Annotated in this window: 14 protein-coding genes and 1 tRNA gene; 11 read left to right on the top strand and 4 right to left on the bottom strand. The window is 70.0% G+C overall.

The features are described 5' to 3' along the window. Positions 1 to 3 precede the first annotated feature (3 nt). The 3 genes from QN141_13090 to QN141_13080 all read right to left on the bottom strand — a co-directional run bounded on the left by QN141_13090 (position 4) and on the right by QN141_13080 (position 1,824). On the bottom strand, positions 4 to 1,098 hold the full coding sequence (locus QN141_13090) for a rhomboid family intramembrane serine protease (GenBank protein ID MDR7559411.1): 1,095 nt from the start codon (positions 1,096 to 1,098) through the stop codon (positions 4 to 6). 73 nt (positions 1,099 to 1,171) lie between these two features. Continuing rightward, positions 1,172 to 1,600 carry a cyclic nucleotide-binding domain-containing protein gene (locus QN141_13085; protein MDR7559410.1) on the bottom strand — a complete coding sequence of 143 codons (429 nt, stop codon included), beginning with the start codon at positions 1,598 to 1,600 and terminating at the stop codon, positions 1,172 to 1,174. A 98-nt stretch (positions 1,601 to 1,698) separates the two neighbouring features. Next, the gene (locus QN141_13080; GenBank protein MDR7559409.1) at positions 1,699 to 1,824 is read right to left on the bottom strand and encodes a hypothetical protein; all 126 of its coding nucleotides are present in this window, start codon (positions 1,822 to 1,824) and stop codon (positions 1,699 to 1,701) included. A 102-nt stretch (positions 1,825 to 1,926) separates the two neighbouring features. Here QN141_13080 and QN141_13075 point away from each other — a divergent pair. From QN141_13075 to QN141_13045, 7 genes are all read left to right on the top strand, one after another. Continuing rightward, positions 1,927 to 2,002, top strand: a tRNA-Arg gene (locus QN141_13075). Positions 2,003 to 2,046: 44 nt separating this feature from the next. Further along, positions 2,047 to 2,370, top strand: coding sequence for a hypothetical protein (locus QN141_13070; protein ID MDR7559408.1), 324 nt, complete (start codon positions 2,047 to 2,049; stop codon positions 2,368 to 2,370). A 117-nt stretch (positions 2,371 to 2,487) separates the two neighbouring features. After that, positions 2,488 to 4,005, top strand: a complete 1,518-nt coding sequence (locus QN141_13065) for a DnaB-like helicase C-terminal domain-containing protein (protein MDR7559407.1) — start codon at positions 2,488 to 2,490, stop codon at positions 4,003 to 4,005. 15 nt (positions 4,006 to 4,020) lie between these two features. Beyond that, on the top strand, positions 4,021 to 4,431 hold the full coding sequence (locus QN141_13060) for a hypothetical protein (GenBank protein MDR7559406.1): 411 nt from the start codon (positions 4,021 to 4,023) through the stop codon (positions 4,429 to 4,431). A 53-nt stretch (positions 4,432 to 4,484) separates the two neighbouring features. Beyond that, the gene (locus tag QN141_13055; GenBank protein ID MDR7559405.1) at positions 4,485 to 4,967 is read left to right on the top strand and encodes a YbaK/EbsC family protein; all 483 of its coding nucleotides are present in this window, start codon (positions 4,485 to 4,487) and stop codon (positions 4,965 to 4,967) included. 3 nt (positions 4,968 to 4,970) lie between these two features. Beyond that, positions 4,971 to 5,219: a hypothetical protein gene (locus tag QN141_13050; GenBank protein MDR7559404.1), complete on the top strand. Its 249-nt coding sequence runs from the start codon at positions 4,971 to 4,973 to the stop codon at positions 5,217 to 5,219. A gap of 50 nt (positions 5,220 to 5,269) precedes the next feature. Further along, positions 5,270 to 5,560 (top strand): hypothetical protein, encoded by a 291-nt coding sequence (locus QN141_13045; GenBank protein ID MDR7559403.1) that lies wholly within the window; start codon positions 5,270 to 5,272, stop codon positions 5,558 to 5,560. Here QN141_13045 and QN141_13040 read toward each other — a convergent pair. Then, positions 5,496 to 6,710 (bottom strand): MFS transporter, encoded by a 1,215-nt coding sequence (locus QN141_13040; protein MDR7559402.1) that lies wholly within the window; start codon positions 6,708 to 6,710, stop codon positions 5,496 to 5,498. The two genes, QN141_13045 and QN141_13040, sit on opposite strands and share 65 nt — an antisense overlap. 70 nt (positions 6,711 to 6,780) lie before the next feature. Between QN141_13040 and QN141_13035 the strand changes: the two genes are divergently transcribed. The 4 genes from QN141_13035 to QN141_13020 all read left to right on the top strand — a co-directional run bounded on the left by QN141_13035 (position 6,781) and on the right by QN141_13020 (position 10,688). Beyond that, positions 6,781 to 7,167, top strand: a complete 387-nt coding sequence (locus QN141_13035) for a cytochrome c-type biogenesis protein CcmH (GenBank protein MDR7559401.1) — start codon at positions 6,781 to 6,783, stop codon at positions 7,165 to 7,167. Positions 7,168 to 7,175: 8 nt separating this feature from the next. Then, entirely contained in the window at positions 7,176 to 7,907 is a 732-nt protein-coding gene (locus QN141_13030) for a metallophosphoesterase family protein (protein ID MDR7559400.1), read from the top strand. Positions 7,908 to 7,977: 70 nt separating this feature from the next. Beyond that, positions 7,978 to 10,026: a S9 family peptidase gene (locus tag QN141_13025; GenBank protein MDR7559399.1), complete on the top strand. Its 2,049-nt coding sequence runs from the start codon at positions 7,978 to 7,980 to the stop codon at positions 10,024 to 10,026. A 101-nt stretch (positions 10,027 to 10,127) separates the two neighbouring features. Further along, positions 10,128 to 10,688, top strand: coding sequence for a cob(I)yrinic acid a,c-diamide adenosyltransferase (locus QN141_13020; GenBank protein ID MDR7559398.1), 561 nt, complete (start codon positions 10,128 to 10,130; stop codon positions 10,686 to 10,688). The last annotated feature ends 49 nt before the right edge of the window (positions 10,689 to 10,737 follow it).

The raw sequence follows: 10,737 nt of genomic DNA, 5'->3' as shown, positions 1-10,737 counted from the left end.
TGCCTACCGGGAGCGGGTGAGCACCCAGGCGATGACGCCGATCGAGGCGCCGCCCAGGTGCGCCAGGGCGGAGACGTGGGTGATTCCCGCCAGCTGCTGATAGGCTCCCAGGATCTGCAGCAGGACCCAGAACCCGACATAGGCGTAGGCGGGCAACGACACCCATCGGAAGTAGAGGAAGAACAGCCGCAGCAGGATCCCCAGCCGCGCCCGCGGGAACTTCAGCGCGTAGTAGAGGATGATCCCGGAGATGCCGCCGCTGGCGCCGACCACGGGGACCTGGGGCCGCGGGTCGAAGGTGATGTGCAGGAGATCCCCGGCCAACGCCGCGGCGGCCAGCAATCCCAGGTAGGCGCCCTTGCCCAGCACGTCCTCCACGTTGTCGCCGAAGACGAGCAAGAAGTACATATTCGAGACCAGGTGGAAGAGGCCGCCGTGGAGGAGGAACGAGGTCGCAAGGGTCAGGCCGCCGTGACGCCACGGATCCGCGGGGACGAGGGCGTAGTGGCGGATCGCGTCTTCCATGTGGGCAAAGCCGGCCAGGCTCACCCCGATGGCCAGCGCCGCCACGATCCAGGTCATCCACGGCAGCCGCCTGAGATCGGGGCTGTCGTACTCCACCGGCATGCCGAGGAGGGCCGGGAGGTACTTCCACATCTCCCCGGGGGCGTCCGCGGAGATGCCGCCTCCGGGTCGATGCTGCGCGGCGATCCGCTGCGCCTCGGCCCAGGCCATGATCTCCCGCGCCTGCGGCGGCAGCTCCGGCTCGGGCCGCGGGGGCGGCGGAGCCGGGAGCGTCTCGAACTCCGAGGGGTCGAACCACAGGAAGTGGCAGCGCGTACAGGCGTCGATCTTCGGTCCGCCGTCCGTCGTCCCGACCTCGACCATGGGCGCCCGGCAGGACGGGCACGGTCGGCGCCGGGATCCCCGACCGTGCTTCGCCGCGACCCAGAGATCATCCACGACGGCCGACGCGACAATCTTGCGCACCACGCCCAGCCCCACCGCGCGACCGCCGCAGGACGGACAGGTCCAGGAGATCCCGTGGGGGCCGCGGGTCCGGGTCAGGATCCGGTCGTCGGTGGGGCAGGTGAACACATCGAGGGTGTACCCGGCCGCCGGCGCCGGCAGTCGGCGCGGTCAGGCCACCGGCGGGGCCGTCCGGGCGGGGTCAGTCCGCTTCGTGGGTGAGTGGGTGTTCGCGCAGCCGCTGGACGACGACTTCCAGCATGCGCACGGCGAGTTCGGGGTTCTCCTTCAGCAGCGCCCGGAAATCCCAGCGGACCAGCTGCAGGCAGCGCGTCGCTTCCTTCGCTGTGATCGTGGCCGTGCGGACACGCTCCTCCATCAGGGCCATCTCGCCGAAGAACTCGCCCGGTCCCATCTCGCGGATCTTGTGCGAGTCGTGAGAGACCTCGACCCGTCCGTCGATGATCATGAAGAAGCCGATGCCCGGGTCGCCCTGCTTGACGATGACGGCCCCCGGCTCGTAGGTCCGCTCCTTCACCGAGCGCGAGATGAACTCCAGTTCACGCGCCGGCAGCGCTTTGAAGATGGGCACCTTGCGCAGCTGCTCCAGATAGGCCGAGGTGTCGGGCATGGCGTGCCTCCTGAAGGCCGTCCCGGGACTTCGTCTGTTGTTCTCTGGTGACTGCCCGTTCCCTGCCGACGGAGACCGCAGCCAGATGGACGGGTCGGCTAGTGCCGCGTCCCGGGCTGCGGGCGGTGCAGCAGCTGCTCGACGACCTGAATGAGCGTGCCGGCACCGAGCACCAGCAGGCTTGCGGTGAACAGGACCGCGAGCACCTTCAGCAGTTCGTCCATGCGGGCACCCCCTTAGGACCGGGGTTATCCCTCCTGTGCCCCCTGGCGCCCGGGGCCAGACGCGATCGGACCTGCTATAATCGTTTCGCACCTCTCATCCGCGCGCCCGTAGCTCAGCGGATAGAGCGTCGGCCTCCGGAGCCGAAGGCCGTGGGTTCAAATCCCTCCGGGCGCGCCATGACTCCCGCAGAGGTGCGGATGAGGCCGTCCGGATTCAGGGATGTGACCATAGCGGCCCCCTCCGGCCGCGTCCTGGCCTACGCGGACCGTCTTGCGGTCTATCCTGTGCCCTCCGGGGGAGGCGCGGTGGGTCTGGGCGGCGTGGCCTTCGCGCCGGGGGTGCTGGAGCTGTTGGGCCGGAAGGGCATCGCCGCCGTCGTCATGTCCCGCGGCGCCGTCCGGCTGCGTCTGGACGGCCTGCGCCTGTCGTTCCACGCCGGCGAAGCTCGGATCCCGGAAGGCGGCTGGGTCTGCGATGCGGCGGTCGGCACCTACCGGACGCTGGTCAGGCCAGGCCAGGGTCGGCGCCGCATCCGGCGACAATAGACAACGCGGTCTAAACCCTCTCGGTCCGGGCATAACCCATTCGTGGAGGTTATCCTGGGAGGCGGCCCGTCCAGGTAGGATTTGGACGGGTCGTTTTGCGAGTGCGAGGGTGGTGGCATGGAAGAGGCGTCGGCGATCGAACGCGCCCTGCTCAGCGGGTTCCTCCGCGACCGCTTCCTTCTCGGCAAGGCCCTGGAAGCCGGCTTCCGGCCCGAGCTGATGCCCCATTCCCTGGGTCGGACCGTGGCCAAGGTCCTCCTGGACCTCAACGAGCAGCCCGACATCCCCCTCGATCCCCTGGCCGTGCGCGCCCTGCTCAACGAGCGCGGCGCCGGCTCCCCGGAGATGCGCCGATTCCTGGACCAGGTGCTGGCCACGCCGGAGCCCGATGCGGCGACGGTCATCGCCTACGTGGACCTGCTCAAGGCCCGTCACAGCCGGCTGCGGCTCGTCGAGATCAACACCGCGATCACGACGTACCTGGAGGAAGAGCGGACCGACGGGCAGGACATCGTCGACTTCGTGGGCGGGCTGATCCCGCCGCTGATGGAGATCCAGCAGCAGCGCCTGGCGCGCTCGACGCTGCCGGCCTCCGAGATCGGCAAGCAGCTGGTGGAGGAGATCGTCGGCGGCGGCGCGGGCCGCACCCTCGGCTACAACGTGGCCCCCTTCGAGCGCCTGAACGAGGCGATCTCGGGGTTGCGGCGGGGGTTCTACTACGGCCTGGCCGGCGCGCCCCGGCGGGGGAAGACGAACTTCGCCCTGGAACTGGCCCACGCCGTGGCCGCACGCTACCAGATCCCGGTGCTGTACTTTTCCTGGGAGCAGACCAGCCGGGTCCTGTTCTCGCGGTTGCTGGCCCGCGAGGCCCTGGTCAACCCGGCGATCCTCCTCACGGCGGACGGCACGGCGCCGCGGATCCAGGAGCGGGTCAAGGAGTCCTGGGAGAAAATGAAGGGCGGGCTGGGCACCCTCTTCCTCATCGAGTCCGGCCGCAACGACACCGTGGAGCGGGTGAAGGCCCGCGCCCACAACCTGATGCACCTCTTTCACACCGACGAATGCGCGATCTTCATCGACTACCTGCAGCGCATGCCCCTGGAGGAGCCCGTCCACGACGAGAAGGCCCGCACCGACCTCATCTCGGGCAAGCTGGCCGACCTCAGCCTGGAGCTGAACTGCCCGGTCTTCGCCATCTCTCCATTGGACAAAGAGGGGTGCCGACTGGACGAGAAGCCGGCCGAAGACGTCTCGGAGTTCGCGCGGCCGACGATGCACCACAGCGTGGGCTCGGGTGACCTGGAGTACGACCTGGACGTGGCCATGGTCTTCAGCAAGGACTGGGTGGCGACGAAGAACCTGCACGACATCCTGGTCACCGAGGCCCGGGCCGGCCGCACCGGAAGCGAGGTCGTCCCCCGGGTGGACATCATCGACCTGCATCTGGACAAGAACCGCGACGCCCCGGACAGCGTGGCCTCGACGATCCAGTACGCCTTCTTTGTCACGTTGAACAAGTTCGTGGAGATCGGCTACAAGACGGAAGATCAGTTCACCGCAGGGTTCCGCGATTTCGCCAAGATGCAGCAGATCCTCGAACAACTCCGCGAGGAAGGGTTGCTCACGCCCGTGTAGAAGGCTAGCCGCGGGATGCGCCTCGTCGTACTCCACGCCTTCCCCGCCCTGATCACCCTGGAGATCGCAGGGAATGTCCTGCTCGCGGGCTGGGCGCTGCTGGCCGACCTCAGGCGGTCCCGGCTGGGCGCGGCCTTCTGGACGCTGCTCCTGGTCGTGGTCGCGCTGGCGGCGGTCCAGCTCGCGGCCGGAGTGATCCTTGCCGTCGGCGGCGGCCGCCCCCGGGCGCCGCTCCACTTCCTCTACGGCCCCCTCGTCCTGGTCGGCGCCGTGCTCCAGTTCGGGTTGCGGCCGGGAGGCGCTCTGCGCCGGGCGATGCTGCGCGACCCCGCGGGCGGTCGCGAAGCCCGCGCCCTGGCCCTGCTCTGTCTGACCCAGGCGGCGCTGCTGGCCCGCGCCTACACCACCGGCGCCTTCGGACGGTGACGCCTCCGCGCCTTGTCCAGGCGCATAATACAGTTGAGAAGGAGGTGGGACCGATGACGTGCCGCGAGCGCCTGGAGCGGTACTTCCGGGAGCAGGGGGTGGAGTATCAGACGACCACGCATCCCGAGGTGTACACCGCGCAGGAGGTGGCCGCGGTGCAGCACGTGCCCGGGATGCTCGTGGCCAAGGTGGTGATGGCGTTCGTGGACGGGAAGATCACGGCGCTGGTCCTCCCCGCGCCGCGCCGCGTGGACATCCCCCGCCTGAAGGCGGCCCTCGGCGCCGGAGAGGTCCGGCTGGCCCGGGAAGAGGAGTTCGCCCACCTCTTCCCCGACTGCGAGGTCGGCGCCATGCCTCCTTTTGCCAATCTCTACGGGGTTCCGGTCGTCGTCGATCGGTCGCTGACCGAAGATCCGCGGATCGTGTTCAACGCCGGCACCCACCGCGAGACGATGTCCGTGGCCTTCGCCGACTTCCGGCGCCTGGTCCAGCCGAAGATTGTGGAGTTCACCTATCCCCACGCCGTGACGAGGTGAGCGATGCGCACAGGACGGCTGATGACCCCCGGGGAGCGCAAGCGCGGGTTCGTCATCCCGGTGCCCCACACGCGGTCGGCGGCGAAGAACCTGCAGACCTACCTGCAGACGCTGCGGCCGATGGTGAACGACATCGCCGCGTCGCTGGATCTCGATCGGGAGGCGCTGGCGGAGCGGACCGATCCCGATGAGATCGGTGCCGCCTACCTGGGCGCGTTCCTCGACGACCTGGGACGGAGGCTGGCGCACTGAGGCCGACCTGGCCGAAGCGGCGTCGTCTTCTGGCGCAACTGCGGGAGGTGTTGCGCCGCGATTTCGGCGCCCAGGACGCCTGGGTCGTCCGCACGTCGGCCGGCTGCCGGCTCGACGTGCGCGTGGACGGCCGGGTCGTTGCGCTGCTGGAAGACGCCGAAGACGCCTTCTGGGCGCGCTTCTACGCGCCGGTGGAGCGGGAGCGGCTGCACCTGGGGGAGCGTCGCATCGAGATCGAACAGTGGCGGCTGGCGCCCGCGGACCTCGCCGCAGTGCTCAGGCCCTGCTGGGAGGCGCAGGTCGGATCGCGCGGTGGAGGAGCAGGGCCCCGGTCAGGGTAAGGACGATCCCGATGGCGAAGACGGCGCGGACGCCGAATAGAGGCAGGAGGGCTCCGGCCAGGAAGGGAGCGGTCGAGCCGCGCACCCCGACCAGCGTGTTGTAGATGGCCACGTAGTGCCGGATCTGTCCGGGGGGTGCGTACTCCAGGACGGCGGTCAGCCAGCCGATGTCGAACCCCGCCGACGTCAGGCCCTCCGTGACCCCCGCCAGCTGCACCACCCAGGCGTTCGGCGAGAGGAGGTAGATGGCGGGGGTGAGCGTCCCGATGAACAGGACCAGACTCATCGTCCACACCGCGCTCCGCCGGTCGATCATCCGTCCCCAGTGGTAGTAGGAGAACAGCCACGTGGCGGAACTGACCGCGCCGAGGAGACCGGCCTGGAAGCTGGTGGCGTGCAGGTGGTCCACCAGGAGGATCGGGATCGCCGGGCTGATGAACCACACGCCGAAGCCGTAGACCAGCAGGCCGGTGAGGAAGTTCCGAAAGGGGCGGTTGTCCCGCAGGATCTGGCGCGTCTGGGAGAGATCGACGGGATCCTCGGCCGGGACCTGCGCCGGCAGGCGGATCCGGCTGAAGACGAGGGAGCTCGTGATCCCGAAAGCCCCGCCCACGGCGAAGATCCACTGGAAGGGGACGAACTGCATGAGCCGCCCGCCCAACAGCGAGGCGGCGATCCAGTTCAGCGCCATGCCGACCCGGACGACGGCCATCATCCTTCCGCGGATGTCGGCCGGGTAGACGGCGCGCATCACTTCCGCGTAGCCCAGCATACTGATCGAGGCGATGGCATAGTGGGCGAAGATGAGGGCGACGTACGCCGTGGCCGTGTGCACGGCGGGCATCACCAGGAGCAGGCCGCGGGCCAGCAGCGAGGGGACGATCACGGCGCGCACCGGGTGCCGGATGCGGACGAAGCGCGCGTACCACAGGGAGAGCAGCAGGACGATCCCCTGGGAGGCGATCACCAGCGAGACCAGCAGCGAACTGGCCCCCAGACGGTCGCGGGCCATGAAGGGGATGAAGGGGGTGGTCAACCCGCCGAAGAGGCCGTACAGGGCGGCGGCGACGATGTCGATCCGGGCATTGCGCCGGATCGGCGCCGGAATCCACGGCCGGAGGGGCGAAAACGTCGATAGGCTCGGCGACACAGCCCGCTAGAAGCTGCTTCGCGTTCCCCCTACAGGAAGCCTCTTCGGGCGCCCCGAAGGAGAGACAGCGATGCTCCCCGTGGTGACGGTCCTGCTCCTCCTGTCCCTGGCCGTGCCGGCCGCCGCCGCGCCGACGCTCGAGGATCAGGTCGATGCCATCGCCCGCGAGCTGATGTGTCCCGTCTGCGAGGGCCAGACCGTGGCCGAGTCCAACGCCACCCTGGCCGTCCAGATGCGCGCCGAGATCCGGGCGCGTCTGCAGCGCGGCGAGACCCGGGAGCAGATCCTGGACTACTTCGTGAGCCAGTTCGGTGAGTCGGTTCTCGCCGCCCCGCCCAAGCGGGGGGCGGGGCTGGTCCTGTGGTTGACGCCGGTCGCGGCCTTTGCCGTCGGCATCCTGGTCCTGGTCCGCTACCTCCGCGGCCTGACCCGGCCGCACCCCTCCGCTCCCTCCTGACTCCCGCCATGCGGTACGCCATCCTTTCCGATGTGCACGCCAACCTGGAGGCGCTGGAGGTCGTCCTGACGGATGTGGAGCGGCGGGGTCCCGACGCCGTGCTCTGCCTCGGCGATTTTGTCGGCTACGGGCCCGATCCCGTGGCCTGCGTCGAGCGTCTGCGGCCCCGCCTGGCCGCCGCGGTGGTCGGCAACCACGACCGCGCCGCCCTGGGCCGCCTGGACATTGCCGCCTTCAACCCCTATGCCAGGGCGGCCATTCTGTGGACGCAGGCGCGCCTCACCGACGGGGTCCGACGGTTCCTGGAGGACCTGCCCGAAACCCACCGGCGGCCCGCCTTCCTCGCCGTGCACGGCAGCCCGCGCGATCCGGTCGAAGAGTACATCGTGGACGTGGTGACGGCGCGGGCCGGCTTCGCCGCCGCGGAGTTCCACCTGTGCCTGGTCGGGCACAGCCATGTTCCCGGCGTCTTCGTCCAGGACGGCGACGGGATCACCGCGCTTCCGCTCCTGCCGGAGGACCCGCTGGATCTGCGTCCCGCCTGCCGGTACATCATCAACGTCGGCAGTGTCGGACAACCCCGGGACGGCGATCCGCGGGCGGCCTACCTGTGGCTGGACGAGGGCGCGGGCACGGCGACGCTGGTGCGCCTTCCCTATCCGCTGGAGGTCACCCAGGCCAAGATGGAGGCGGCGGGGTTGCCGGCGATCCTCGCCGAGCGGCTGGCCTACGGGAGATAGGGCAGGAGGGCGCGGACAGGGTGGAAAAGTGGCAGAGGTGCTCTGAACGTCACCTGCGGAGGATCCGGGCATGAGTGGGCGGACCATCACGATCGACGACCTCCTGGCATTGAAGTGGATCGGCGATCCCCAGATCTCTCCGGACGGCCGATGGGTGGTCTATGTCCAGAAGGTCGCCGACCGTGAGGCCGACACCTACCGTTCACACCTCTGGATCGTCCCGCTGGAGGGGGGCCCGGCCCGGCAGTTCACCGCCGGCGGCCACCAGGACAGCCTGCCCCGGTGGTCGCCCGACGGACGGCGCATCGCCTTCCTCTCCGACCGCGGTGCGGCCGCCGCCGAGCCCGGCGCCAGGAAGCCAAAGCAGATCTACGTCATTCCGGTGGATGGCGGGGAAGCGACGGCCGTCACGACAGGGAACCGCAACCCCACCGACCTGGCCTGGTCCCCGGACGGCCGGTGGATCGCCTTCGCCGGAAAGCCGGAGGGGTCCAGGGACGACAAGAGCGACGTGAAGGTCATTACCCGCGTGCGCTACAAGTTCGACGGCGAGGGCTACTGGGACGGACGGTACAAGCACATCTTCGTCGTGCCGGCCGAGGGCGGGGAGGTGCGCCAGATCACGGACGGGGAGTTCGACCACAGCGACCCGGCCTGGTCCCCGGACGGCCGGTGGATCGCCTGCGTCGCCAACCGCTCGGACGACGCCGACTACACCAACGTGACCGACATCTGGGTCTTCCCGTCCGCGGGCGGCGAGGGGCGGCGCCTGACGTTCTCCGTGGGGCCGTGCGCCATGCCGGCCTGGTCGCCCGACGGCGCACGGATCGCCTACCTCGGGCACGACAACGAGGCGATGAGCGCGACCAACACCCGGTTGTGGATCGCGCCCCTGGCCGGCGGGTCGCCGGTGTGCGTGACGGCCGGGCTCGACCGCAGTCTCGCCCACCACATCATCACGGACATGCGGGCCCATCCCAGGGTCGGTCGTCCGGTCTGGCTCCCGGACGGCCGGGCCGTCCTGGTGCTCGTCGCCGAGGGGGCGACCAACCAGCTGGCCCGGGTCGAGGTCTCGTCCGGCGCCGTGACCGTCCTGACCGGCATCCGCCGCGAAATCTACGGATACGACTTCGACCGCGCGGTGCAGAACGGCGTGCTCGCCGTGTCCGATCCCCTCACTCCCGGCGACCTTTGGGCGGTGCGCCTGGACGGCGACGCGCTCCGCGAGCGGCGGCTGACCGCGGTCAACGCCGACCTGCTGGACGGCCTCGTCCTGAGCCGGCCGGAACGGTTCACCTACGAAGGCGCGGACGGCTGGCCGGTGGAGGGGTGGGTGATGCGCCCCGCGGGATTCCAGGAGGGCCGGCGCTATCCCGCCATCCTGCAGATCCACGGCGGTCCCCACGGGGCGTACGGCGAGGCCTTCTTCCACGAGTTTCAGGTCCTGGCGGCGGAGGGGTTTGCGGTCGTCTTCACCAACCCGCGCGGCAGCCAGGGCTACGGCCAGCGCTTCACCGCCGCCACCCACCACGACTGGGGGGGCAAGGACTACGAGGACATCATGCGCGGGCTCGACGCCGCCCTTGAGCGCTTCCCCTTCCTCGACCCCGAGCGGCTCGGCGTGGCCGGCGGCAGCTACGGCGGGTTCATGACCAACTGGGTGATCGGCCATACCGACCGCTTCAAGGCGGCGGTGACGATGCGCTCGATCAGCAACCACCTCAGCCAGTGGGGGACGAGCGACCTGGCCTACATGAAGGGCTTCTGGGAGTTCCCGGGCGATCCGTGGGAGTCGCCGACCTGGTACTGGGAGCGCTCGCCCCTGGCCTACGTGGCGAACATCAGGACCCCGCTGCTGATCCTGCACAGCGAGATGGACCTGCGCTGTCCGATGCCCGAGGCCGAGCAGCTCTTCGCCGCCTTGAAGAAACTGCGCCGCGAGGTCGTCTTCGTCCGATTTCCCGGAGAGAGCCACGACCTCTCCCGCGCCGGCAAGCCGGCCCACCGGCTGGAGCGCCTGCGCTGGATCGTCAGGTGGTTCGCCGACCACCTGCGCCAGCCGGCGCCACAGCGGGAGGCGGTGGCGGCGGGAGGGAGCGACGGCGGGCTCGACCCGTGAGCGACGAGCAGCCGCCCAAACGGCGGCGGAGGCGCGGGCGCAGGGGAGGCCGGGGGCGCCGGAGGGGTCAGGGTCAGGTCACGACGGCGCCCGGGCCGCGCATCTACACCCGGACGGGGGACCGCGGCGAGACCGGGCTGATCGGCGGGCAGCGCGTGCCCAAAGACCATCCCCGCGTCGAGGCGTACGGCGCCGTGGACGAACTGAACGCCGTCATCGGTGCGGCCCGGGCCCTCACCCGCGAGACCGATCTCCTTGAGGTCTTCGACCGGATTCAGCACCGGTTGTTCGACCTGGGGGCGGAGCTGGCGACTCCCGGGCCGCCGAAGACCCCGTCGGCGATCACCGACGCGGAGGTCAAGGTGCTGGAAGGGGTGATCGACCTCTATCAGGAGACGCTGCCCCCTCTGCGCGAGTTCATCCTCCCGGCCGGCGATCCCCTGGCCGCGGCGCTGCACGTGGCCCGCACCGTCTGCCGGCGCGCCGAACGCCGGGTGGTCACGCTGGCCCGCCGGGAGAGCGTGAATCCCGAGATCATCCGCTACCTGAACCGTCTCTCCGACCTGCTCTTCGTCCTGGCGCGCGCGGCGAACGCCCGGGCCGGAACGCCCGACACCACCTGGCAGAAGAGCGCGCCGAAACCTCCGTCCCAAGACGGCTGATTCCTGGGGCCGGTGCCTGACCGGTGCCCCGCGAGATGACTTGACCTCG

The sequence above is a fragment of the Armatimonadota bacterium genome, from assembly GCA_031459765.1.
Classification (GTDB): domain Bacteria; phylum Sysuimicrobiota; class Sysuimicrobiia; order Sysuimicrobiales; family Kaftiobacteriaceae; genus Kaftiobacterium; species Kaftiobacterium secundum.
Note: the sequence above shows the minus strand (reverse complement) of the source record. Positions and strands in the feature narration are given on the sequence as shown.

What these genes read in the sequence shown, in the direction of transcription:
- QN141_13085 (MDR7559410.1), bottom strand. Translation starts at nt 1,600, where the DNA reads ATGCCCGACACCTCGGCCTATCTGGAGCAGCTGCGCAAGGTGCCCATC.
- QN141_13080 (MDR7559409.1), bottom strand. Translation starts at nt 1,824, where the DNA reads ATGGACGAACTGCTGAAGGTGCTCGCGGTCCTGTTCACCGCAAGCCTG.
- QN141_13065 (MDR7559407.1), top strand. Translation starts at nt 2,488, where the DNA reads ATGGAAGAGGCGTCGGCGATCGAACGCGCCCTGCTCAGCGGGTTCCTC.
- QN141_13060 (MDR7559406.1), top strand. Translation starts at nt 4,021, where the DNA reads ATGCGCCTCGTCGTACTCCACGCCTTCCCCGCCCTGATCACCCTGGAG.
- QN141_13055 (MDR7559405.1), top strand. Translation starts at nt 4,485, where the DNA reads ATGACGTGCCGCGAGCGCCTGGAGCGGTACTTCCGGGAGCAGGGGGTG.
- QN141_13050 (MDR7559404.1), top strand. Translation starts at nt 4,971, where the DNA reads ATGCGCACAGGACGGCTGATGACCCCCGGGGAGCGCAAGCGCGGGTTC.
- QN141_13035 (MDR7559401.1), top strand. Translation starts at nt 6,781, where the DNA reads ATGCTCCCCGTGGTGACGGTCCTGCTCCTCCTGTCCCTGGCCGTGCCG.
- QN141_13030 (MDR7559400.1), top strand. Translation starts at nt 7,176, where the DNA reads ATGCGGTACGCCATCCTTTCCGATGTGCACGCCAACCTGGAGGCGCTG.
- QN141_13025 (MDR7559399.1), top strand. Translation starts at nt 7,978, where the DNA reads ATGAGTGGGCGGACCATCACGATCGACGACCTCCTGGCATTGAAGTGG.